Here is a 22,870-nt window from a genome sequence, read left to right as displayed (position 1 = left end):
GCACGACCCTATTCATAGGCTCGCCTCGCACGCAGGGACCCCCGCCCCGCGACGTGCTGCGGCTCGCACGACCTTATTCATAGGCTCGCCTCGCACGCAGGGGCCCCAACTCCTGGCCGCCCTGCGGCTCGCACTGCCTTCATCCGAAGCGCTCGCGGATCAGGGCGATCAGGTCGCGCGTCGAATGGCTCTTGGGATCGCCGGCGATGGCGATCTCGCCACCGATGGCCCGAACGCTCCCCCGCTCCGGCACCGACTCGACCGTGTAGTCCGTGCCCTTGGCGTGCACGTGCGGGCGGAGGCGCGCCACCAGGCGGTCGGCCGTGTCGTCGTCGAAGACGACCACGTGGTCGACGGCCCGCAGCGCTCCGAGCAGCTCGGCGCGCTCGGGCGCGGGCATCAGCGGACGCCCGGGGCCCTTGAGACGGGTGACGGCGGCGTCGGCGTTGAGGCCGACGAAGAGGACGTCGCCGAGCGCGCGGGCGTCTTTTAGATACCGGACGTGGCCGACGTGCAGGAGGTCGAAGCACCCGTTGGCCAGGACGATTCGCTTGCCCTCGGCGCGGAGCCGCTCCGCCAGCGCGGCGGCCTCCTCCACGGTCAGGGGCCCGGCCGCGCGACTCCTCATCGGTCGGCGGCGCGGCGCCCGCGCTCGGCCCCTTGACCGCGTCTCAGCGCGCACGACCCCTCGACGGGCGCCCGGCTCCCGTCCTCACGGGCTGCCGTCGCTGAGCGCCTGGGCCAGCTCGGTGTGGGCGACGGTCGCGGTCCCGCGCTTCATCACCACGATCCCCCCGGCCATGTTCGCCAGCGTCGCCGCCTCCAGGGGGCTGGCGCCGCTGGCCAGCGCCAGCGTGAACGAGCTGATGACGGTGTCGCCCGCGCCGGTGACGTCGGCGATCTCGTCCGTCCCGAAGATCGGAATGAAGCTGGCGCCTCCCTCGCGCTCCAGGAGCGCAACGCCCTGGCTGCCACGCGTGACGAGCAGCATGCCGGCGTCGAGGCGCTCGAGCAGCTGTCGCCCCGCCTTCTCCACCGCCCGCTCGTCGTCGACGGGACTGCCCGTCAGCTCCGCCAGCTCGGCCTCGTTCGGCGTCGCCGCGGTCACGCCGGTGAAGCGCGGCAGCTCGTAGCGGCTGTCGACGCTCACGATCGCGCCGCGCTTGCGGGCGATGGCCCGGATGCGCTCGAAGACGCGGGGCGTGACCGTCCCGTATCCGTAGTCGGAGACCACGATGGCGTCGGCGCCCGCGCCCAGCGCGGTCAGGCACGCCAGCAGCGCGTCTTCGGCCATGGGGGCGAGCTCGCCGGAGGGCTCGCGATCGATCCGCACCACCTGCTGGCGCGTCGCCTGGTAGCCGCCGGCCATGATGCGCGTCTTCACGGGCGTCGTCCGTCCCGCCTCGGTCACGATACCGTCCGTCGGGACGCCGGCGGTGCGGAAGAGGGTCAGCAGCTCTTCTCCCGCGCGATCGCGCCCCACCACGCCGATCGGCACGACCCGGGCGCCGAGCGCGTGGATGTTGTTGGCGGCGTTGGCGGCGCCGCCCAGCCTCACGTCGCGGTCGGTGAATTTCAAGATGATGACGGGCGCCTCGCGCGAGATCCGCCCGGGCTTGCCGATGAGGTACTCGTCGGTGATCAGGTCGCCGACGACGATGAGCACGCGACTGGCGAAGCGCTCGATGACGGCGCGGAGCCGCCTGGCTTCGGCCATCACCGGGCGCGCTCACCGAGGATCCACTCGACGGCGTCGAGCAGATCGCTCGCGACGTGATCGGGCATGGCCGGGAAGCTCGCCCGGCGGTACTCCCACTCGCCTCGGCCGTAGCCCGTCAAGACGAGGACGCTCCGGGCGCCGACGGCGCCGGCGGCGACGAGGTCGGACGGCTTGTCGCCGACGACCGCGGAGGCGCGCAGGTCCAGCCCCAGCTCCGACGCTGCGCGCAGCAGCAGCCCGGGCTTGGGCTTGCGGCAGTCGCAGTCGGCCCGGTACGGCGGCTGGCCATCGGTCGGATGGTGCGGACAGACATAGATCCCGTCCAGGTGGGCGCCCGCCTGCTTGAGCTGAGCGACCAGCTCGGCGTTGACCGCGTGCAGCACCTCCTCGGAGAAGTACCCGCGCGCCACGCCCGCCTGGTTGGTGACCACGACCGCGGCCACGCCGGCGGCGTTCAGCGCTCTGACGGCCTGGGCCGCGCGCGGAAGAAGCTGGAGTCGGTTGGGATGGTTGACGTATCCCACTTCCTCAGTGAGAGTTCCGTCGCGGTCGATGAACACCCCGAGCCGGGACGCCACTTTTTGCAGTCTAAGGCCAAGCCCCGGTTTTCTCAAGACAAATTGGCCTTCCCCGCGACGCACTCCGCGTAGAGCCGCCCCAGGGCCGCGACCTGAGCGGCGTAGGTGAAGGGCTCCGCCGAGGCGCGGGCCGCTGCCGCCATCTCGGCAGCGCGAGACGGCGTGAGGTCGCGCACCGCCTGCAACGCCGCCGCGATGTCGCGGGGGTCGCGGGGGTCGGTGACGGCGCCGTTGACGCCCGGCCGCACGACCTCGCTGCCCCCCGCCAGAGCGCTGGTGACGACGGCGAGCCCGGAGGCCAGGGCCTCCAGGTGGACGTTGCCGAACGGCTCGTACCGCGTCGGGAGGACGCAGACGTCGGCCGCCGCATACCACCGCTCGATGTCGGGGCGTGGCCCCAGCCAGATCACGCGCTCGGCCACCCCCAGCCGCGCGGCGAGCGCGCCGTAGGGGGCGGTGTCGCCCTTGCCCACGACGAGCAGGCGGCTCGCTCGATCGCCGAGCGCGGCGAGGGCCTCGATGGCCGCCGCGAGCCCCTTCCGCTCGAACCCGCTGCCCACGAAGAGCACGGCCCAGGCCTGGGTGGGAATCCCCGCCTCCGCCCGGGCGGCCGGACGCAGCGCCGCACGCTTGCGCGGGTGAAAGCGCTCCAGGTCCACGCCGTTGTAGACGACAGAAACGCGCCCCGGGTGGACGTGGTAGAGCGTCTCGATCTCGCGCTTTCCGGCGCGCGCGATGGCGACGATGCGCGGGGTACGCTCGAAGACACGGCGCTCGAGCGCGAGCACGACGCGATGGTAGAGCCCGCGCGCCGCCGGGCGGTCACGGCTCGCCAGGTAGGCGCGGTGGCATCCTTCCCCGGCCCGGTAGATCTGCTGGCAGAGCGTGCGCTCGTGGCTCTGCACCACGTCCCAGCCGCCGCGCGCGACGAGACGGCGCGCGGCCGCTGCCAGGGCCAGCACCCGGCCGACCGCTGGTAACGGCGGGAGGGACAGCCGGTGAAGTGTCGCGCCCCGCATCGGCGGCTGCCCGGGCGGGCTCGCCAGGTGGACGTCGTAACCGTGCTCGACGAGGGCCTGCACCAGGCCGGCGGTCGCATGCTCGACGCCACCGTGGAACACGAACGGCCGGGCGATGATGAGGAGCCTCATCGGACGGCGGCCGCGAATCTCTCCATCAGCGGGTAGAGCCGCGCGCGGGCCGCGGTGAAGCTGTACTCGGCCACGCAGCGCTGGCGGGCCCGCCGCCCCAGGGCGGCCGCCGCATTCCGGTCGTCCAGCAGCCGCCGGAGCGCCGCCGCGAGCGCGCGAACGTCGCCGGCCGCCACGACGAGGCCGCAACCGTCCAGGATCTCCGGGATCATCGAGACGGCCGTGGCCACGATCGGCCGGCCCAGGGCCATGGCGTCGAAGAGCTTGGCGGGCACCTGCCCCACGGTATCCGTGGTGGCGCGCTGGGGCACCGCGACGACATCGGCGGCGACGAGGTAGCGGGGCACGTCGTCGAAGGGAATCTCGCCGACGATCCTCACGAACGGGCGCGAGGCCCACCGCCGCGCGGCCGGCGTCGCGGGCTTCACGCCGATCAGCACCAGCACCGCGTCGCCCCCGAGCAGGCCGACGGCGTCGACGAGATCGTCCACGCCCTTGTAGGCGCGCGGCGTGCCCAGGAACATCACCACGGGGCGTCGCCTCACGCCCAGCCTCGCGCGAGCGACGTCGGGGTCGAAGCGGGCGGGATCCCAGGCCCCGGTGTCGCGCACGTGCGGGACCAGCAGGCCGCCGAACCGGCGTTCCAGAAACCGCGAGGCGACGGTGACAGCGTCGGCCGCCCCCACCAGCCTCTCGCACAGCCACGTCCAGGGCAGGCCGTTGGGGTTGCCGAGGTTCAGAGCGCGGCCCACCCGCCCCCAGAATCCCGCGCGATAGAAGAAGCCGAGCTCCCAGTCGTCGATGTCGAGGACGAGCGGCCGCCGTCGCTGCCGTCGCGCCAGGAGTGCCAGGCCGTAGCTCGTCGGCCGCGGCTTCGAGGCGTAGATGATGTCGCCGTCGGCGAGCCGGAGGAGAGCGGGCAGATCGGCCAAGAAGCGGGGCAAGCGGCGCGCCGGCAGGCTGTGGTACTCGATCGGGCTGCTCGCCAGCGGCGGCCAGAGCCCCTGACCGAACCGGGGTCCGACCACGGCGACCTCGTACCGGGGTGTGAGCAGCCGGGCCAGCAGCTCGGCCCGGCCGGCGGCGTTGTCCGAGAGATCGAACGCCAGGATGGAGATCTTCACGAGATGAGCCGGCGGTAATGCTCCTCCAGGGCGGCGGCGACGCGGGCGCCCGAGTAACGCTCCAGGACCAGCCGCCGGCCCGCCTGGGCCAGCTTGTGGCGGAGCGTCGCATCCTGACCGAGGCGCCTCAGCGCCGTCGCGAGCGCCTCGCCGTCCCCGGCGGGGACCAGCAGGGCATGCTCGTCGTCCACCAGGGCCTCGGCGACGGCGCCCACCCGCGACGCGATCAGCGCCCGCCCGGCCGCCAGATACTCCCAGACGACGCGCGACATGCCGTCGGATTCGAGCGGGACGTAGAGCGCGACATCCAGCGCCGCGATCACCGCGGGCAGGTCGTCCACGAAGCCCGTGAGCGTGAATTGCCCGCTGAGCCCGGAGCGCTCCAGCATCTCGCGAATCGCGCCCTCCTCGGTTCCGCGGCCGACGACGACGAAGCGCGGGCGGAGCCCTGCCCCGGCCAGGCGCCCCGCCGCCTCGACGACCACCCGATGGCCCTTCATGATGCGCAGCCCACCGATCATGCCGACCAGCAGCTCGTCGCTGCGCGCGCCGAGGCGGCGCCGCACCTCTGGGTCGGCGGTGAGCGGTCGAAATCGTTCCGCATCTGCACCGCCTGCGAGCGTCACCACGCGCTCCGCCGGCAGCAGCCCCGAGGCGAGGTACTGCCGGCGAATCGCCTCGGTCACGGTGACGACCAGTGCCGTCGCCCGGCGATAGAGCCACCGGTTGGCCCGGTGCGGTCTCACGGCCTGGGAGATGTGGCGCGTTCGCACGATCGGTCGCGGCGTGGCGCTCAGGCGGTTCGCCACCGCCGCCAGCCAGTGCTCCTTGCCCCGGTGTACGTGCACCACGTCGGTCGTCGCCAGCCAGGCCCGCAGGCGGCGCAGATCGGCGACGTCGGTCGGCTTGAGGCCGCCGCCCAGGCCGAGCGTGGCGATGCGCTCGACGCCTTCCTGCCTCGCGCGCTCCATGACGGGCACCTCGGTCTGCGCCCGGCACGCGAGCGTCACCTCGTGGCCGCGGCGCGCCAGCTCGCGGCTGACGCGCGCAGCCCAGTACGCGTCTGACGACCAGCCCCGGCACGACATCAGATGAAGGATCCTCATACGACCGTCCGGTACACCGCTTCCACGGTCGCCACCGAGCGCTCCGGGCTGAACTGGGTTTCTGCCCGACGCCGGCCGGCCAGCCCCATGGCGCGCCCCCGGGCGGGATCGCCGAGGATCGTGGCGAGCGCGGCGGCGACGCTCTCGGGCCGATCGTCGTTGACCAGCAGGCCCGTCTCGCCGTGAACCACGGTCTCGGGCAGCGCGCCGACATGGCGGGCGACGACGGGGCGGGCGGCAGCCATCGCCTCCAGCGCCGCTCGGCAGGATTCGTCCGATCCCGCCGCCATCAGGGCGAAGCAGTCTCCGGCGGCGAGCACGGCGGGCAGATCGCGATCGCGGTAACCGGTGAAGACGACGCGGGCGGCCAGCCCCATGTCGCCGACGAGCTGCTCGAGCCGCGGGCGAGTCTCGCCCTTGCCCACCAGCAGCAGCCGCGCCTCGGGCAGCGTGCCGAGCAGCAGTCGGAACGCGGAGAGCAGCACCTCGTGTCCGCGATTGGGTGCCAGCCGCGACACCGAGACGATCACGGGCGCCCGCCCCAGCCCGAACTCCTGGCGGATGGGCGCCGGGTCGGCGTCGCCGCCGAAGCGGGGCAGATCCGCGGCGCCCGGAATCCAGAACGTGCGCCCGGGCGGGATGCCCGCCGCCCGGCACCGCGCCTCGATCTGGCGCGAGACCGCGAAGAGCGCGACCGTACGCCGGTAGAGCCACGCGGAGACGCGGTCGCGCCGGACCGAGCGGAAGTTGTGGAACGTCCGCACCAGCGGAAGGGGGCGCCTGTCGCGGGCCCCGCGGACCAGCAGCGCGAGCCAGTGATCGTGCGAATGATGGCAGTGGATGACGTCCACCCCTTCGGCCCTCACGATGGCGCGAAGCCGTCGCACGTCGCCGGCGAACGCCGCGGGCGCCAAGCGCGTCCGCAGATACAGACCGGGGATGGGATCGAGGCCGGCCTCGCGCGCCTTCGCCTCGAAGCGATCGCCTGGGATCACTCCCAGCAGGATGCGGTGGCCCCGCCGGCGAAGCCCGCCGGCCAGCCGGATGACCGGATCGGCGCTGCCCGTCCACCAGCGGTTGGCCGCCAGGTGCAGAACCGTGAGGCCCATCAGCCCAGGAGCCGCCGCAGCCGCGCGGCGGCCTCGACAGCGGTGATGGAGGCCAGACACGGATGCTCGATGGGGCAGGCGCGATAGAAGCACGGGGAGCACGGCGTGGGATGGCTCAGGATCTCGACGCGGCCCTGGGGCGCCGTGAGGCGCGGGTCGGTCGGTCCGAAGAGCGTCACCACCGGCGTGCCGAGCGCCGCCGCCAGATGGCCCACGCCCGTGTCGCCGCAGACGAGGGCGTCGATCTCGGCGAGGACGGCCGGCAGCAAGGCGGGATTGTCGCGGCCGACGAGGCTCGCCGCCGGAGCGGCCGCCATGATGGCCGCTGCCAGCGGCAGGTCCTCGCGCGTGCCGAGCAGCACCGGGATGCCGCCATCGGCGCGCACGACGCGGCAGAATTCCGCGATCCGCTCGGCGGGCCAGAGCTTCGACGGTCCGAACGCCGCGCCGACGTGGACGCCGACCCGCGGCCGCGGTCCCCCGTTCGTCGTCGCCGCGCCGACCTCGCGGAGCAGCGCGCGGACCATCCCGCGCGCCTCGGTCTCTTCGCCCGGAGGGCTGAGGCGGGGCTGCCGGGCCACCGGAGCGATCCCGAGGCGCTCAATCAGCAACAGATATTCGTCCACCTGGTGCTGCCGCGGCGACGGCAGCGCCACCGCATCCGTGAGCAGCCACGACCGGCCTCCGGCGGCGAACCCGATCCGGCGCCGCGCCCGCCAGTACCACGCTGCCAGCGCGGCCTCCAGGGAGTTTGGCAGGAGCACCGCCGTGTGGGGGGCGAAGTCGCGCACGGCGTCCGCCGTCCGCAGGCGGCCGCCCCACGGGCGGGGATACGTGACCAGCAGGTCGGCCAGACCTTGCCCGGCCAGGAGCGACGCCCAGGGGCCGGCGAGCCCGACGCGGGCGCCCGGCAGCCCGCTGCGCAGGGAGCGAAGCGCCGGCACTGCCATGACAGTGTCGCCGAGCCAGTTCGGAAGCCGAACGATCACTATCTCGGGCATAAGCGCTCGAACGCCTTCTGCCACTCGCCGTGACCGGTGGAGAGCTCCAGCCGGACGCTGATCACGTAGAGGGGCCGCTTCGGCAACGGCAATCGCCGGAGCCGCACCCAGTCTTTCTCGGTGGTCACGAGCCCCTCGGCGCGCAGAGCCACGCTCCGGGCCTCCAGGGCCCGGAGATCCTCCGGTGAGTACCAGTGGTGATCGGGGAACGTGGCCATCTCGACGACGCCGATCTCCAGGCCCCTGAGCGTCAGCTCGAAGGCCTCGGGCGAGGCAATGCCGGCGAAGGCGAGCAGGCGGGTGCCGGCGAGCTCGGACAACGCGCGCATCCGCATTCGGTCGGCCTCCCAGCACTCGACCGCGGCGTAGTGGGCCGCGAGCACGGGCACGCCGGGGGCGTGCTGCGCCGTCGTGGCCTCGATCTCGGCCAGATCGCTGGCGCCGCGGGCGCCGGTGGCCACGATGAGGTCCGCCTTGGCCAGCGCCGACAGCGGCTCGCGCAGCGGTCCGCCGGGGAGCAGCAGGCCGTTGCCCCAGGGGCTCCGCGCGCGGGCCATGACGATCTCCAGGTCCTTCCTCAGGGTCCGATGCTGGAAGCCGTCGTCGAGAACGACCGCCGTCACCGCGAAGCGCTGGATGGCCAGGCGCGCGGCATCGTGACGATTCCCGCCCACCACCACTGGCACTCCGGGCAACCGGCGCGCCAGCAGGAACGGCTCGTCGCCCGCGTCCTCGGGGTCGAGCCTGATCGAGCTGGTATCGGCGACGATCTGCACCCCGCTGCTCTGCCGCCGGTAGCCGCGGCTCACGACCGCGGGCCGATGGCCGAGGTCGGCCAGCGTCTGGACCGCCCGCTCCACGGCGGGCGTCTTGCCGGTCCCTCCGACCGTCAGATTGCCTACCGAGACGACGGCGCAGGGCAGCGCGCGTGAGCTCAGGACGCCGCGCGCATACAGCCACTCGCGCGCGCCGAGAAACCCGCGATACCCGCCGGCGAGCGCGCCCAGCAGGAGCGTGGGGCCCGGACCGAAGCCGCGCTCCCAGCCGCGCGTGAACCGGCCGCCGGCGTCCGCTCGCTTCACGTCGGGTCTCCGGGCCGCAGGAAGCGCGCGACCAGCTCCAGGGTGGCCCGGACGGCGCCGTGGCGCGAGGCGACCGCCTCGCCGGCGGCGGCGCCCAGCTTCGCCCGCAGCGGCGCATCGGCGAGGAGCCGCTTGAGCTGGGCGGTCAGCTCGGCGCCGTCGCGCACCACGATCCCGCCCCCGCTCTCGACGAGCAGCCCGGCCGCCTCGCGGAAGTTGCTGGTGTGCGGGCCGAAGAGCACGGGCTTTCGCCGGAGGGCGGGCTCGAGCATGTTGTGGCCCCCGACCTCGACCAGGCTGCCGCCCGTGAAAACCACGTCGGCGATGGCGTAGAGCTGGGCCAACTCGCCCACCGTGTCCAGCACGATGACCGCGTCGCGCGTGCGCTGGCGCGGCAGCTCGCTCCGGCGCACCGCCGGCCAGCCGCGTGCGCTCAGGAGGCTCAGCACCTCCGGCACGCGCTCGGGATGACGGGGTGCCAGGACCAGCACCAGGCCCCGGCACTCCTCGCGCGCAGCGCGGTGCGATTCCAAGACCGCCTCCTCTTCGCCCCGATGGGTGCTGCCGGCGATCCAGACGCGCTGCCCGCTACCGAGGCCGAGGAGCCGGTGCCACAGCTCCACCGATCCGGCCGCGTCCGGCCGCGGTTCGCTCTTGATGTTCCCGGTGACGAAGACGCGCTCCCGGCGCGCCCCCAGCGTGATCATGCGCCGGGCGTCCTCCTCCGACTGCATGGCGAAGACGCGGACATCGTCCAGCATCGGGCGCAGCAGCCCGCCGGCCAGCCGGTAGCCGCGGAAGGAGCGGTCCGAGAGCCGCCCGTTGGCGATCATCACCGGAATGCCGCGCCGGGCGACGATGCGGAGCGTGTTCGGCCACAGCTCCGTCTCCATGCAAACGAGGAACGCCGGCTTGATCGCCGCGACCACGCGCCGCACCGCCCCCGGAAAATCGAGCGGAAAGAAGCGGTGCGTCGCCAGGCCGGCCAAACGCTCCCGCACGACGCCCGCGCCCGTCTCCGTCACCGTGGTCATGACCACCGGAAGCTCCGGGTACATCCGGCGCAGCCCATCGACGAGCGGCTCGGCCGCGATCGTCTCGCCGACGGAGACCGCGTGCACCCAGGCGGAGGGCCCGCTGGCGGGGGGCGGGCCGTCGAAGCCCAGCCGGGCGCGGAGGTTCAGCGGCACGCCCCGCGCGAGCCGGCGATAGAGCGCCGTCGGCAGATACCCCGCGGTCAGCAGCGCGAAGGCGGCGGTGTAGAGCGGGTAGATCACGCCGACACCCGTCGATCGGCCGCCGCCGTCACTTCGTTGAGCGCCCGCTCCAGCTCTTTGCGCGCGCGGTCGCGATCGGCGTCGCCGGAGAGCGCGATGGGCTCGCCGAAGACGACGGCGCAGCGCGCGAAGGGCAGCGGAACGACGAACTCGTCCCAGGTGGCCAGACGGCGGGCGGGCCGCGCCGCGAAGGCCATCGGCACCACGGGCGCGCCCGTGAGCGAGGCCAGCGCGACGATCCCGGCCTGCAGCTGCTGACGCGGGCCGCGGGGGCCGTCGGGAACGACCACCACGTCCTCGCCCGCCCGCACCGCGGCGACGAGTCGACGCAGAGCGCCGGCGCCGCCGCGGGACGACGAGCCCCGCACGACGTCGAGGCCGAAGCGGCGCACGTACCGCGCGACGAACTCGCCGTCGCGGGACGGGCTGGCCAGGACCGCGACCCGCCGCGCGCCCTGCCGGCGGCGGAGCCAGGCGTTCACCCAGGGCATCATGAGGATGCGTCCGTGCCAGACGGCGTAGATCAGCGGGCGCCGCGCCGTCCAGAGAGGGACCAGCGGCTCGGTCCCGGCCACGGCGATGCGCGTGGTGGCGGCCAGGACACGGACCACCGTCGCCGCCCCCGCTGCCAGCATCGCCGGCGCCACGCTCACGCCCGGGCTCCGGCCACCGCGAGCACCAGGCGGGCGGCGCGGTCGCCGACGCCCGGCCGGCCGAGCTGCTCGCTGAGCTCGCCGAACGCCTGACGCTGGGCCTCCAGGGCCTCCGGTGTGTCCAGCAGGGCCAGCGCTTCGCGGGCGACGCGGGCGGCCGTGGCGTCCCGCCGCTGGTACAGCTCGGGCACGACGGCGCGCCCGAGCACGATGTTGGCCAGGCTGATCCACGGAACGCGCACCATCAAACGGCCGATCAGCTCGCTCAAGAGGGACACGCGGTAGCACACGACCATCGGCGTGCCCAGCAGCGCGGCCTCGAGGGTCGCCGTGCCCGACGTGACGAGCAACAGGTCGGCCGCGCGCATCACGGCGTAGGTCCGGTCGGCGACCACCTGGATCGGCGGGCGCGCGTTCAGATGTCCCTCCACGGCGTCCCGGCGGACCGTGGGGGCCAGGCCCAGCATGAAGCGCGCCCGGGGGTGGACGGCGGCGATCCGCGCCGCCGCGTCCCGCAGCAGCGGGGTCATGCGCTCGATCTCCTGGCCGCGACTGCCCGGCAACAGGCCGATGAGCAGGGCGCCCTCCTCCACGCCCAGCTCGCGGCGGGCAGCGCTCCGCTCGGGCGCCGCCGCCAGCGCGTCCAGCACCGGGTGGCCCACGAACTCCGCGGCCACCCCGGCGCTCCGATAGAGCGCGCGCTCGAAGGGAAAGACGGCGAGCACGAGCGCCACGTATCGTCGAATGGTCTTCACCCGTCCCGGCCGCCAGGCCCAGATCTGCGGAGGAATGAAGTACACGACGGGAACGCCGGCCGCGCGCGCGGTGGCCGCCAGGCGCAGGTTCATCCCCGGGTAGTCGATCAGGACGAGCACGGCCGGCCGCTCGCTGAGGATCGCCGAGACCAGGCGGCGATAGGTCCGGCGCAGGGCGGGCAGACGACGGACGACTTCGCTGATGCCCACGATCGCCGTGTCGCCGATGTCAGCCAGCAGCTGCATCCCGGCCGTGGCCATTCGGCTGCCCCCCATCCCGAAAAGGCGCGCCCCGGGCGCCTGCATCTTCAGCGCGCGGCAGAGGGCAGCGCCGTGCAGATCCCCCGACGCCTCCCCGGCCACGAGCATGATTCGCAGCTCCTGCGGCCACTCAACTCGCGTCATCCATCCCCACGAGCGCCAGGCCGGCCGCGTCGGCGGCACGGGCCGTGGCCTCCCTGTCGAGAACGAGCACGCGGCCCGCCTCCACGGCGAGCACCGCGGCCCGCCCGGCCGCCGCCACCGCGACGGTCTCCTCGCCGATCACCGGAGTGTCGAACCGGTAATCATGGTCGCGCGCCGCCGCCTTGACGATCACCGCCCCCGGCCCCCCGAGCGCGGTGCCGCGACGGACCGCCTCGGTGGTGCCCTCGGCCGCCTCGACGGCAGTGACCGCGCCACGGCGCAGCACGACCGTTTGCCCGATCCGGGCGTCGGCCATCATGCGCGCCAGCCCGAGCCCGCGGCGAATCTCGTCCCACTCCTCGCCGGTCGGCCGCCGGCGCGACCAGCAGCCGGTGGTGGCGAGCAGGTCGGCGAGGAACGTCCGCTGGTCGAGCACCTCCACCCCCACCGACGCGAAGGTGGAGATGACGATCTCCACGAGCTTCACGTCGATACGCGACCCCGCGCGGGCGGCCATCTCGCGGGCGACGGCGTCCTCGGCCTCCGCCCGGAGCACGTCGCGCATCGCGAACTTGCCGCACAGGACCGCGGCCGACACGCCCTCTTCCTGAAAGGACTCCAGGATGGGGCCGGCATCGGTGAAGCGACTGGGGATGGTGCGGTCGGCCTGCCCGCTCATGTCGGGGGCGCCGGGGAACGTGAAGGCCACCAGGCGCCATCCCTGACGCCGTGCCCGGCCCGCGATGAGCGCCGGCAGGACGCCGGCGCCGCACATCAGGCCGAGACCGCGCTCCACGGCCAGTCCGGAGGAAAGACGGTCTCGCAGCGGCCGTCGCGGATCATGCGCTCGATCTCGAGCGCCATCGCCAGCGAGCGGAGGTCCTCGGCCTCGGCCAGATCGACCGGCTCGCCGGCGCGCATGCGCTGCACGGTCCGGATCAGGTGCACGATCTCGAGCTTGAGGGGGTTGTCCTTGTGCACGAACAGGTGCTCGACGAAGGAGGCCTGCCGGTAACGGATCGCCTCGCGGTTCGGGGTGGCTTCTTGCGCGGCGCGCCGGTGGATCTGGATGTCCTGCACGAGGTAGTCGAGCACGATGTAGGCATCGGGCTGGGTGATGGCCAGCGTGCGGATCTTCTCCTCGGTGGCCCGGCTCGCGGTGATGGTGGCGATCGTGCCGCTCTCGAACCAGAGCTGCACGTTGGCGACGTCGGTGACGTCCGAGTGTACGGAGGCGCCGAACGCCGTGAGCCGGAGCGGGCGGCCCGGCACCAGGGCCAGCACGATGTCGAGGTCGTGGATCATGAGATCCATCACCACGGTGTCCTTCTGGGCGCGCGGAACGAATGGCCCCAGGCGCCGCGACTCGACCAGGATGGGGTACTCGACGATCTTCCGCAGCTCCTGGACGGCGCCGTTGAACCGCTCCACATGGCCGACCTGGAGGGCGGCCCCCGCGCCGCGCGCGACGGCGAACAGCTCGCGGGCCTCCTCGAGCGTGGGCGTCATCGGCTTCTCGACGAGCACGCCAACGCCCGCCTCCAGCAGGTCCCGGGCGACGTGGAAGTGCTGCTCGGTGGGCACCGAGACGCTGACGACGTCGACCCGGCCGATGAGGTCGCGATGGTCGGTGAAGGCCAGCGTGTCGTAGTGCCGGGCGACCTCGGCCGCCCGGTCGCCGTCGATGTCGGTGACCCCCACCAGGTCGACGTCCCACAGTTCCGCGTACACCCGGGCGTGGTACTGGCCCATGTGCCCGACGCCGACCACGCCCGCGCGAATGCGCCCCGATCCAGCCATCAGATCACCCTCTCACGCTCGGCGTCCTCGGTGGCGTCCCCGCCGGCGGCCGAGTCGCGCCAGCCGCCGGGCGGAGGGCAGATGCCCCGCCGCGACGACGCCACGAACTGGATCAACTGCTCCACCAGTGGATTGGCGGGCAGCTCGGCGCGAATGCGCTCGAGCGCCTTACCGGGGCTGAGACCGGCCCGGTAGAGGAGGCGGTACGCCTCCTGCAGCGCGCGCCGGTCGGGCGCGGCAATGCCGGCCCGGCGGAGGCCGATGACGTTCACGCCGCGCACCGTCGCCGGCGTGCCGTCGGCGAGCATGAAGGGCGGCAGGTCGGCGGTGATCTTGCCGCACCCGCCCATGTACGCGTAGGCGCCCACCCGCACGAAGGGGACGATACCCGTGTAGCCGCCGATCGTCGCGTGGTCGCCGATCTGGCAGTGGCCGGTGATGCCTGCGTAGTTGATGATGATGACGCCGTGGCCCACTCGGCAGTCGTGCGCGATGTGGCTGAGCGCCATGATGAGGCAGCGGGTGCCGATCTCCGTCCAGCCCTCCGGCTGCGTCGCCCGGTGAATGGTGACGTACTCCCGGACGACCGTCTCCGCGCCAATCCTCACCCCCGACGGCGTTCCCGGTTTGAACTTCACGTCTTGCGGCTCGCCGCCGATCACGGCGCCGTGGCCCACCTTGACCCGCGGCTCCAGGACCACGCGTCCCTCGAGCACCACGTGGTGCCCGATCTCCACTCCGGCGCCGAGAGTCACCTCCGGCCCGATGATCGAAAACGCGCCGACGCGCACGCCCGCGCCGAGCGTGGCCTTCGGATCCACGAGCGCCGTCGGATGGATGGTCTCAGGCGTCGTCATCCGTCTCTCCAGCGGCCGGGCCGCCCAGGCGAGCCTCGATCCGTGCCAGGCGACGCTCGAGCGTGCGCATCCGGCGTACCAGGTCCGGGAGCTGCCCCTCGGCCAGATAGATGCGCTTACTCTGCGTCAGCGGCCGCACCGGCGTGCCGAGGACCTTCTCGCCGGCGGCGATGTCCGCGTGCACTCCCGACTGGGCGCCGACCATGGCGCCGTCGCCGATGGTGACGTGATCGGCCACGCCCACTTGGCCGGCCAGCGTCACTCCCCGTCCCAGGCGGCTGGATCCGGAGATCCCGACCTGGGCGATCAGAAGCGAATGCTCGCCGATCTCGACGTTATGACCGACCTGCACCAAATTGTCGATCTTCGTGCCCTGGCCGACCACGGTCTCGCCGAGCGTCGCCCGGTCGATCGTCGTGTTGGCGCCGATCTCCACGTCGTCCTCGATCCGCACCCCTCCCACCTGCGGGATCTTCCGGTGGCGCGTGCCGTCGAAGGCGTACCCGAATCCGTCGGCGCCGATCACCGCGCCCGGGTGCACCACCACGCGGCGGCCCACCCGCACCCCCTCCCGGACGACGACGTGCGGATAGAGGACCGAGGCCTCGCCGATCTCGGCGCCGGCGCCGACGTACACCAGCGGATGAAGCCGCACGCCGGGGCCGATCAGGGCGCCCGACTCCACGACCGCGAGCGCCCCCACGGACGCGGTCGGCGCCACCCGGGCGCCGGGGGCGACGATCGCGGACGGGTGGACGCCGGGCACCACCGCGGCGGGCGGATGGAAGAGCGCAAGGAGGTCCACCAGGGCCAGCCGCGGGGACTGACAGCGGAGCGTCGGCGCCGGCAGGCCGGTGACGTCGGCAGGGGCGATGAAGGCGCCCGCCCGCGAGGCGCGCGCCGCCTGGCCATAGCGCGGATCGGTCAGGAACGAGATGTGCGTCGGACCCGCGGAATCCAGCGGCGCCACTCCGATGACGATGCGGGAGGGATCTCCTTCGAGCGTGGCTCCCAGCGCCGCGGCGATCTGGCCCAGTGTGAGGCCGACCCCTTCTCCCATCGCGGTTACTTCTTCCCCTTCGGCGCCGACTCCTGGTCGTAGGCGCGGATGATCTCCTCGGTGAGGTCGGCCTCGGGGGCGCTGTAGAGCACGCCGGCGCCCCGCCGCTCCACGATCATGTAGTATCCCCTCTCCTTGCCGATGCGGTCGATGACGCCGGAGAGATCCTGCAGGACCCGGGCGGCGAGCTGTTGCTCCTTCCGCGCCAGCTCGCGCTGGAAGTCGTCGGCCAGTCGGGTGGCATCGCGCCGCTTGCGCTCGAGCGTCTCCTCCTTCTCGCGGCGAGCCTCGCCGGTCAGCAGGGCGCTCTTCTTGTCCAGCTCGTCGCGGAGCTTGTCGATCTCCAGGCGTTTGACGTCCATCTCCTTCTGCATCACCGCCTTCTCCTTCTCGAGCTGCTCCCGCGCCGCCACGCCGGCCGCCGAGCGGGCGAGCACGCGCGAGACGTCGATGTACACGATCTTCGGCGACGATACCGGCTGCGCCGGAGCCTGCGCCCACCCCAGAGCCCCCAAGGTGAGAGCGCCCGCACCGATGACGGCCCCGGCCCCTACTCCCTTCATGCCACCCTCCTAGAACGGTGACCCGACCGAGAAGTGCAGCGCGCCGAAGTCCTCGCCCTTCCGTCGATCGAGGTTGACACCGTAGTCGATTCGGATCGGACCGAACGGAGACAGCCAGCGGATCCCCGCCCCGGCCGCCGTTCGCAGATCGGTCGGATCGAACTTCGTGTTGAACCCGTAAACGTTGCCGATGTCGAAGAAGCCCGCGATGCGGATGTTGAACGGCAACGGGATGATATATTCCAGATTGCCGAGCAGCTCGCTGGTGCCGCCGATCCTCAGCCCCGTGTCGTCGGTCGGCGAGACCCTCCGGAACTTGAAGCCCCGGATGCTGTTGGGGCCGCCGAGGTAGAACCGCTCGAAGATCGGTAGCGGCTCGTCCGCCCAGCCGAACCCGTAGCCGGCCTCGGCTCGTCCGGAAAGGACGTGACCGAGCCAGATCGGGTGGAAGTAGCTGGTGGACGCCACCGTCTTCACGAACTTCGAGTCGCCGCCAAGCCCGGCGAAGTCCACGTTCAGCGATACCTGTCCGCCCCGGGTGGGGGCGATGACGCTGTCGCGGCTCTCCCGCGTCAGCGCCCCGGAAACGAGCGACGTCACCCGGGTGCCCTCCTCGTCGCGGAGCGTCGGGTCCGACTCGTCCCGGAGGTGGCTGATGATGTCGCGGCTGATGCGATAGCCCGTGTGCCAGCGCCAGTACTCCGCGAACGGATGGCTCAGCCGCAGGCCGCCGCCCAGCGTGTCGTAGTCGTACTCGATGAACTCGCGGACGGTGTTGAAGATATCGAAGCCCGCCGACAATGGCCGGTCGAAGAGCCAGGGCTCGGTGAAGCTGATGATGCCCTGCTGGGTGTTGGCTCCCGCCCGGATGCGGATCGCCGCTTCCCAGCCGCGCCCCAGGAAGTTGCGCTGCGACAGGTCGATGGTGCCGATGAAGCTGTCGACCGAGGAGTAGCCGCCGCCGATGCTGAAGATGCCGGTCGGCCGCTCGGTGACCTCGATGTTGACGATGATCCGGGTCTTGTCGGAGCCGGGCTGGGCGTTCACGTCGACGTTCTCGAAGTATCCCAGGTTCAGCAGGCGCTGGCGCGCCCGCTGCAGCTTCTGCAGCGTGAACAGATCACCCTCGGCCATCGGGACCTCCCGCCGCAGAATCTTGTCCTGCGAGCGGAGGTTCCCGCTGATGTTGATGCGCTCCACGTAGACCTCGGGGCCCTCGCTGATCTCGAGGAAGATATTCACCTTGGCCGTGGCCTGGATCTGGTCCGTCTTGGGAGTGATGTCCGCCGAGGCCCGGCCGATGGTGCTGTAGAGGTCGGTGATCTGCCGGATGCTGTCGCGCAGCTTGGTCCGGGAGTAGACGTCGCCGGGCGCGAGCGTGACCAGGCGACGCACCTCGCTTTCCGGGAAGAGCGTCACCCCGGTGATCGTGATCTCGCCCACCCGGTACTGGAGGCCCTCCACCACGTTGAACGTGAGCGTCACCCGCGCCTTCTCCCGATCGACGGCGATGTCGTATCCGTCGACCCGCGCCTGGACATAGCCGTGATCGTTGTAGAGGGCCAGGATGCGTTCGACGTCCTCGTCGAGCCTCTGGCGCTGGAGCTTGGCCCGAAAGATGAAGTACTCGCGCTCCCGCGTCACCAGCGCCTTCTTGATCTCGCGGTCGGTGAGGCCCTTGTTGCCGTGGATCACGATGCGGTCGATGGTGATCCGCCGCCCCTCGTTGATGCTGAAGACCACCCGCACGTCGCCGTCGGTGAACTTCTCCACCTCCGGCGTGATCTGCACTTCGAAGTACCCCTCTTGCTCGTAGAACTCGGTCAGCCTTTCCTTGGCCTTCTGGACATCGACGGGGTTGTAGACGCTGCCGAGCTTGATGTCGATCTTATCTTGTAATTCGCTCGTCGTGACCTTCTTATTCCCCACGAAGTCGACGTCGCGCACGAAAGGGCGCTCGACGACGACGAAGATCACCCTGACGCCTCCCTCAAAGTCCTCGACCTTGAGCTGGACGTCGTCGAAGAAGCCGAGGCCGAAGATCGACCGGAGGTCTTCGCTGAGCTGGGAGGGGTTGAAAGGCGAGCCGATCTTGGTCTGGACCCGGCCGAGAATCACCGCCTCCTGGACCCGGCGGTTGCCCTCGACGCCGATCTCTTTCACGAGGATGGAACGCTGCTGCGCCGGCGCCCGCCCGGTGGGAACGAACAGGGCCACGCACGCAAAAAAAATGGAGAGGCGCACTCTCCCCCTGATCCTCACCGGCCGCTCAGGCTCGCGCGAACTTTTGACTAGTGTTCTGCAAGCTCGAGAGGCGCGTCGGCGGCCTGGGCCTCGCGGAAGACGAAGTTACCCCCTTCGACGTCCACCTCGATCCGCGCGCTCTCCGGAATCTGACCGCGGACGATCGCCTCCGCCAGGGGGTCCTCGATGTGCTTCTGGATGGTCCGCCTGAGCTGTCGGGCTCCGTAGGTGGCGTCGTACCCCTTCTCGACCAGCATGTCCTCCGCGGCCGGCGTCAGGACCAGCTCGATGCCCCTGTCCGAAAGCTGCTTGTTGATGCGCCGGATCATCAACCGGATGATCGCCTTGATGTGCTCCGCGGTCAAGGCGTGGAAGACCACGATCTCGTCAACCCGGTTGAGGAACTCCGGGCGGAACGTCCGCTTGAGCTCCTCCATCACGCGGTCCTTCATCTTCTCGTACGACTGCTCGTCTGACTCCTGGAGGAAGCCCGGCGACACGCGCTTGCCGATCAGGCCGGTGCCGAGATTCGACGTCATGATCAGGATCGTGTTCTTGAAATCGACGACGTGCCCGAGCGAGTCCGTCAGCCGGCCGTCGTCCAATACCTGGAGCAGCATGTTGAAGACGTCCGGGTGGGCCTTTTCGATCTCGTCAAAGAGCACCACCGAGTACGGGCGCCGCCGCACCTTCTCAGTCAGGAACCCGCCCTCCTCGTAGCCGACGTAGCCGGGCGGCGCCCCCAGCAGGCGCGAGACGGAGAACTTCTCCATGTACTCCGACATGTCGACGCGGACCAGCGCGTTCTCGTCACCGAAAAGGTACTCGGCCAGCGCCCGGGCCAGCTCCGTCTTGCCGACGCCGGTCGGGCCCAGGAAGATGAACGAGCCCACCGGCCGCTTGGCGTCCTTGAGGCCCGCCCGCGAGCGCCGGATGGCCCGGGACACGGCGGCCACGGCGGCGGCCTGGCCGATGATCCGCCCGTGCAGCGCCTCCTCCATGCGCGCCAGCTTCGCGGACTCCTTCTCCTCGAGCTTGGCCAGCGGGATGCCCGTCCAGCGGGAGACGATGAACTCGATGTCCTCTTCCTCGACCAGCTGCTTGCCCTTGCCCTTGTTCTTCTCCCACTCCCGCTTCAGCTCCTCCTCGCGATGGCGGAGGATCTTCTCCTTTTCGCGGAGCGAGGCAGCCTTCTCGAACTCCTGGGCCTCCAGGTACATGTCCTTCTCGCGGATCACCCGCTCCAGCTCCTTCTCGATCTCCTTCACCTCGGGCGGCGGCGTCAACGCCATGAGCCGCGTCCTCGAAGACGCCTCGTCGATGACGTCGATCGCTTTGTCCGGAAGTTGACGGTCCGTGATGTAGCGATCGGCGAGATTGACGGCCGCCGTGATGGCTTGCTCCGTGATCTTGACGCGGTGGTGCGCCTCGTACTTGTGGCGCAGGCCCCGGATGATCTCGATCGCCTCCGGCACCGACGGCGCCTTCACGAGGACGGGCTGGAAGCGGCGCTCCAGGGCGCCGTCCTTCTCGATGTACTTGCGGTACTCGTCGAGCGTCGTCGCGCCAATCGTCTGGATCTCGCCGCGCGACAGCGCTGGTTTGAGCATGTTCGAGGCGTCAATCGCCCCTTCGGCGGCGCCGGCACCGATGAGCGTGTGCAGCTCGTCGAGGAACAGGACGACGTTCTCCGACTGGCGGATCTCCTTCATCACCGCCTTGAGGCGCTCTTCGAACTGGCCCCGGTACTTGGTGCCGGCGACCAGCGCGCCCAGGTCGAGCTGGAGCAGCCGCTTGTTCACGAGCACGTCGGGCACGTCGTGGTTGACGATCTTCTGAGCGAGGCCCTCGACGATGGCCGTCTTGCCCACGCCCGGCTCGCCGATCAGCACCGGGTTGTTCTTCGTGCGCCGGGCCAGGATCTGGATGACGCGCTCGATCTCCTGCTCACGCCCGATGACCGGATCCAGCTTACCCTCGCGGGCCAGCTGCGTGAGGTCACGGGCAAACTCGTCGAGGACGGGCGTCTGCGACCGCTTCTTGGGCCGCGGGTAGTACTGGTCGCCGAGGAGCGCGAGCGTCTCCTGCCGGACCTCGTCCAGACGCGCACCGAGCGACTCGAGAATCTTCGCGGCGATCGACTGGCCTTCCTTCATCAGGCCGAGGAGGAGGTGCTCGGTGCCGATGTAGTTGTGGCCGAGCTGGCGGGCCTCTTCGATCGAGAGTTCGAGGACGCGCTTGGCCTGCGGCGTGAAGGGCACTTCACCGAACGTGAGCGTCTTGGGGAAGCCGGCCAAGGCCCGCTCGACCTCCGCCTTCACCGTCTCGAGCCGGAGGCCCAGACGTTGGAGGACGGCGGTCGCGATCCCCTCGCCGTCGCGAATCAGGCCGAGGAGAACGTGCTCTGTGCCGACGAAATCGTGACGGAAACGGCCCGCTTCCTCACGTGCCAGAATGATGACCCGTCGCGCCCGCTCGGTGAATCGTTCAAACACTGGCTTGACCACCCCTTCCCGAGTCGCCGGGACGGAATTCTCTTTCGGCGACGCCTAGTTAGTGACTGACTGCAGTATAGCCCAGCAGGCAACACCCCGGCTAGCCTTTTTCTCCACGCGCGAGTAACTGCGCGAAACGTCGCGCGTCTTCTCGCCCCGGAGCGGCCCGGCCGTCACCGTGCTCAGCCGGCACCCGCGTCGATCTCCCGGGCCCGCCCCTCGACGAGCCGGTATCCCCGCTCGGCCTTCTGCGCCAGGTCGGGATTGTGGGTCGCGACGAGGAAGGCGATGCCGCGCTCGACCTGGAGCCTGAGGAACAGGTCGTAGATGACCTCGCTCGTCTTCGGGTCTAGATTGCCCGTGGGCTCGTCGGCGAGAACCAGTCTGGGGCCATTCGTGAGGGCCCGCGCGATCGCAACGCGCTGCTGCTCGCCGCCCGACAGCTCGCCCGGGTAATGGCGCAGCCGGTCGGCCAGGCCGACCTCGGCGAGCGCGGCCGCGGCCAACTCCCGCGCCTGGGCGGAGGGCTTCCGCAGGAGGAGCGCCGGGATCATGGCGTTCTCGAGCGCGGACAGCTCGCCGAGCAGGTTGTAAAACTGGAAGACGAAGCCGACGTCCTCTCGCCGGTAGTGGGCAAGCCCCGCCTCGCCGCGTGCGAACAGGTCCTCGCCACGGAAGAGGACGCGGCCCGCCGTGGGCCGGTCGAGCGCGCCGAGGAGGTGGAGGAGCGTGGACTTGCCGACGCCCGACGCGCCCACGAGCGCGACGATCTCGCCCGGTCGCACGACGAGGCTCGCACCCCGAAGGACGCGCACAACTTCGGGGCCCGTCCGATACTCCTTCTCCAGCTCCTCGGCGACCAGGAGCGGCTCGCTCACTCGTACCTCAGGACGTCCACCGGCTCGAGCGCGCCCGCCCGACGCGCCGGGATGATCGTCGCGAGAAACGAGAGGAAGAGCGTCGCGCCGACCACCATGAGCCCGTCCGACAGCGTCAGCTTCATCGGCAGGTAGTCGATCTGGTAGACGTCGCTGGCGAGGCGAATCACCTTGTAGGTGTTCTGCACCCAGATGATCAGGAGACCAACGACGCTGCCGGCGACCGTGCCCGCGACGCCGATCGCCATCCCCACGGCGAAGAACGTCGCGGTGACGGACTGCCGCGAGGCGCCGATGGCCTTGAGGACCCCGATCTCCTTGCGCTTCTCCGCGACGAGCAGGACGAGGTGGCCGATGATGGCGAACGCCGCCACGAGGACGATGATCGTCACGATCACGAACAGCGCGAGCTTCTCGAGCTGGAGCGCGGCGAAGAGGCTCCGGTTCATGTCCATCCAGTCGCGGACCCAGTACGGGAACCCGAGCGCGGCGACGACCGCGCGCCCCACGCGCTTGGCGTCGAACGCGTCGGCGAGCTTGACCTCGATGCCCGTGACGCCCGCGAGCCCGGCGAACTCCTGCGCCACCGGCAGCGCGAGGTAGGCGAACGAGGCGTCGAACTCGTACATACCGACCTCGAAGGTCCCCGCGACGGTGTACCGGCGCATCTTCGGCACCATGCCGACGGCCGTCAGCGCGCCCTTCGGCGAGATCACCGTCACCGTGTCGCCCGGCAGGACGCCGAGCGCCCGGGCGAGCTCACGCCCGAGCAGGATCGCCGGCTCGCCGCGCTCGACGGGCTCGAGGGTCCCGCTGCGGAGCTGCGAGCGAATGTCCTGGACCACGGCCGGCGTGCGGAGATCGATGCCGCGAACGAGACCGCCGTGGGAGCCGCCGCCCGGCGTGGTGAAGAGCGCCTGCTGGTGGACGAAGGGCGTCGCCGAGCGGACGCCTGGGATCGCCGCGATCCGCGCGACGACCGCGCCCGGGTCCGCGAGCCCGGCGCCGCCCG

Annotated in this window: 21 protein-coding genes; all 21 read right to left on the bottom strand. The window is 71.4% G+C overall.

Annotated features, from left to right (window positions below):
* Positions 1 to 139: 139 nt before the first annotated feature.
* Positions 140 to 628, bottom strand: a complete 489-nt coding sequence (locus VGV13_15680; GenBank protein HEV8642532.1) for an adenylyltransferase/cytidyltransferase family protein — start codon at positions 626 to 628, stop codon at positions 140 to 142.
* 84 nt (positions 629 to 712) lie between these two features.
* Complete coding sequence (locus VGV13_15675) at positions 713 to 1,717, bottom strand: PfkB family carbohydrate kinase (GenBank protein ID HEV8642531.1); 1,005 nt, start codon at positions 1,715 to 1,717, stop codon at positions 713 to 715.
* Complete coding sequence (locus tag VGV13_15670; protein HEV8642530.1) at positions 1,717 to 2,298, bottom strand: HAD family hydrolase; 582 nt, start codon at positions 2,296 to 2,298, stop codon at positions 1,717 to 1,719. The genes VGV13_15675 and VGV13_15670 overlap by 1 nt, the downstream gene beginning before the upstream one ends.
* Before the next feature lie 32 nt (positions 2,299 to 2,330).
* Positions 2,331 to 3,449 (bottom strand): glycosyltransferase family 4 protein, encoded by a 1,119-nt coding sequence (locus VGV13_15665; protein HEV8642529.1) that lies wholly within the window; start codon positions 3,447 to 3,449, stop codon positions 2,331 to 2,333.
* Complete coding sequence (locus VGV13_15660; GenBank protein HEV8642528.1) at positions 3,446 to 4,573, bottom strand: glycosyltransferase; 1,128 nt, start codon at positions 4,571 to 4,573, stop codon at positions 3,446 to 3,448. Before VGV13_15660 ends, VGV13_15665 begins: the two co-directional genes overlap by 4 nt.
* Complete coding sequence (locus VGV13_15655; GenBank protein HEV8642527.1) at positions 4,570 to 5,679, bottom strand: glycosyltransferase family 4 protein; 1,110 nt, start codon at positions 5,677 to 5,679, stop codon at positions 4,570 to 4,572. Before VGV13_15655 ends, VGV13_15660 begins: the two co-directional genes overlap by 4 nt.
* Positions 5,676 to 6,788 carry a glycosyltransferase family 4 protein gene (locus VGV13_15650; protein HEV8642526.1) on the bottom strand — a complete coding sequence of 371 codons (1,113 nt, stop codon included), beginning with the start codon at positions 6,786 to 6,788 and terminating at the stop codon, positions 5,676 to 5,678. The genes VGV13_15655 and VGV13_15650 overlap by 4 nt, the downstream gene beginning before the upstream one ends.
* A complete protein-coding gene (locus VGV13_15645; GenBank protein ID HEV8642525.1) occupies positions 6,788 to 7,738 on the bottom strand; it encodes a glycosyltransferase family 9 protein in 951 nt (316 codons plus the stop codon). Before VGV13_15645 ends, VGV13_15650 begins: the two co-directional genes overlap by 1 nt.
* Positions 7,739 to 7,776: 38 nt before the next feature.
* Complete coding sequence (gene lpxK, locus VGV13_15640) at positions 7,777 to 8,871, bottom strand: tetraacyldisaccharide 4'-kinase (protein ID HEV8642524.1); 1,095 nt, start codon at positions 8,869 to 8,871, stop codon at positions 7,777 to 7,779.
* The gene (locus VGV13_15635; GenBank protein ID HEV8642523.1) at positions 8,868 to 10,148 is read right to left on the bottom strand and encodes a 3-deoxy-D-manno-octulosonic acid transferase; all 1,281 of its coding nucleotides are present in this window, start codon (positions 10,146 to 10,148) and stop codon (positions 8,868 to 8,870) included. Before VGV13_15635 ends, lpxK begins: the two co-directional genes overlap by 4 nt.
* Positions 10,145 to 10,801: a lysophospholipid acyltransferase family protein gene (locus VGV13_15630; GenBank protein ID HEV8642522.1), complete on the bottom strand. Its 657-nt coding sequence runs from the start codon at positions 10,799 to 10,801 to the stop codon at positions 10,145 to 10,147. Before VGV13_15630 ends, VGV13_15635 begins: the two co-directional genes overlap by 4 nt.
* On the bottom strand, positions 10,798 to 11,925 hold the full coding sequence (gene lpxB / locus VGV13_15625) for a lipid-A-disaccharide synthase (GenBank protein HEV8642521.1): 1,128 nt from the start codon (positions 11,923 to 11,925) through the stop codon (positions 10,798 to 10,800). Before lpxB ends, VGV13_15630 begins: the two co-directional genes overlap by 4 nt.
* A 22-nt stretch (positions 11,926 to 11,947) precedes the next feature.
* Positions 11,948 to 12,757, bottom strand: a complete 810-nt coding sequence (gene lpxI, locus VGV13_15620) for a UDP-2,3-diacylglucosamine diphosphatase LpxI (GenBank protein HEV8642520.1) — start codon at positions 12,755 to 12,757, stop codon at positions 11,948 to 11,950.
* Positions 12,736 to 13,761, bottom strand: a complete 1,026-nt coding sequence (locus VGV13_15615; protein ID HEV8642519.1) for a Gfo/Idh/MocA family oxidoreductase — start codon at positions 13,759 to 13,761, stop codon at positions 12,736 to 12,738. The genes lpxI and VGV13_15615 overlap by 22 nt, the downstream gene beginning before the upstream one ends.
* On the bottom strand, positions 13,761 to 14,618 hold the full coding sequence (gene lpxA, locus VGV13_15610; GenBank protein ID HEV8642518.1) for an acyl-ACP--UDP-N-acetylglucosamine O-acyltransferase: 858 nt from the start codon (positions 14,616 to 14,618) through the stop codon (positions 13,761 to 13,763). Before lpxA ends, VGV13_15615 begins: the two co-directional genes overlap by 1 nt.
* Positions 14,605 to 15,678 carry a UDP-3-O-(3-hydroxymyristoyl)glucosamine N-acyltransferase gene (gene lpxD / locus VGV13_15605; protein ID HEV8642517.1) on the bottom strand — a complete coding sequence of 358 codons (1,074 nt, stop codon included), beginning with the start codon at positions 15,676 to 15,678 and terminating at the stop codon, positions 14,605 to 14,607. The genes lpxA and lpxD overlap by 14 nt, the downstream gene beginning before the upstream one ends.
* 5 nt (positions 15,679 to 15,683) lie before the next feature.
* Positions 15,684 to 16,241: an OmpH family outer membrane protein gene (locus VGV13_15600; GenBank protein ID HEV8642516.1), complete on the bottom strand. Its 558-nt coding sequence runs from the start codon at positions 16,239 to 16,241 to the stop codon at positions 15,684 to 15,686.
* A 9-nt stretch (positions 16,242 to 16,250) separates the two neighbouring features.
* Positions 16,251 to 18,485: an outer membrane protein assembly factor BamA gene (gene bamA / locus VGV13_15595; protein HEV8642515.1), complete on the bottom strand. Its 2,235-nt coding sequence runs from the start codon at positions 18,483 to 18,485 to the stop codon at positions 16,251 to 16,253.
* A 47-nt stretch (positions 18,486 to 18,532) separates the two neighbouring features.
* Entirely contained in the window at positions 18,533 to 20,980 is a 2,448-nt protein-coding gene (locus VGV13_15590; GenBank protein ID HEV8642514.1) for an ATP-dependent Clp protease ATP-binding subunit, read from the bottom strand.
* Between the two features lie 182 nt (positions 20,981 to 21,162).
* Positions 21,163 to 21,858: an ABC transporter ATP-binding protein gene (locus VGV13_15585; GenBank protein HEV8642513.1), complete on the bottom strand. Its 696-nt coding sequence runs from the start codon at positions 21,856 to 21,858 to the stop codon at positions 21,163 to 21,165.
* A partial coding sequence (locus VGV13_15580; GenBank protein HEV8642512.1) for an ABC transporter permease occupies positions 21,855 to 22,870 on the bottom strand: 1,016 nt, incomplete at its 5' end. The genes VGV13_15585 and VGV13_15580, both read right to left, overlap by 4 nt.

This window comes from Candidatus Methylomirabilota bacterium (genome assembly GCA_036001065.1).
Taxonomy (GTDB): Bacteria; Methylomirabilota; Methylomirabilia; order Rokubacteriales; family CSP1-6; genus MNEF01.
The sequence above is the reverse complement of the archived record's forward strand: the minus strand, read 5'-3'. Positions and strand labels throughout refer to the sequence as shown.

What these genes read in the sequence shown, in the direction of transcription:
- VGV13_15680 (HEV8642532.1), bottom strand. Translation starts at nt 628, where the DNA reads ATGAGGAGTCGCGCGGCCGGGCCCCTGACCGTGGAGGAGGCCGCCGCG.
- VGV13_15650 (HEV8642526.1), bottom strand. Translation starts at nt 6,788, where the DNA reads ATGGGCCTCACGGTTCTGCACCTGGCGGCCAACCGCTGGTGGACGGGC.
- VGV13_15675 (HEV8642531.1), bottom strand. Translation starts at nt 1,717, where the DNA reads ATGGCCGAAGCCAGGCGGCTCCGCGCCGTCATCGAGCGCTTCGCCAGT.
- VGV13_15600 (HEV8642516.1), bottom strand. Translation starts at nt 16,241, where the DNA reads ATGAAGGGAGTAGGGGCCGGGGCCGTCATCGGTGCGGGCGCTCTCACC.
- VGV13_15645 (HEV8642525.1), bottom strand. Translation starts at nt 7,738, where the DNA reads ATGGCAGTGCCGGCGCTTCGCTCCCTGCGCAGCGGGCTGCCGGGCGCC.
- VGV13_15655 (HEV8642527.1), bottom strand. Translation starts at nt 5,679, where the DNA reads ATGAGGATCCTTCATCTGATGTCGTGCCGGGGCTGGTCGTCAGACGCG.
- lpxD (HEV8642517.1), bottom strand. Translation starts at nt 15,678, where the DNA reads ATGGGAGAAGGGGTCGGCCTCACACTGGGCCAGATCGCCGCGGCGCTG.
- VGV13_15615 (HEV8642519.1), bottom strand. Translation starts at nt 13,761, where the DNA reads ATGGCTGGATCGGGGCGCATTCGCGCGGGCGTGGTCGGCGTCGGGCAC.
- lpxB (HEV8642521.1), bottom strand. Translation starts at nt 11,925, where the DNA reads ATGCTCGTGGCCGGGGAGGCGTCGGGGGATCTGCACGGCGCTGCCCTC.
- lpxA (HEV8642518.1), bottom strand. Translation starts at nt 14,618, where the DNA reads ATGACGACGCCTGAGACCATCCATCCGACGGCGCTCGTGGATCCGAAG.
- VGV13_15665 (HEV8642529.1), bottom strand. Translation starts at nt 3,449, where the DNA reads ATGAGGCTCCTCATCATCGCCCGGCCGTTCGTGTTCCACGGTGGCGTC.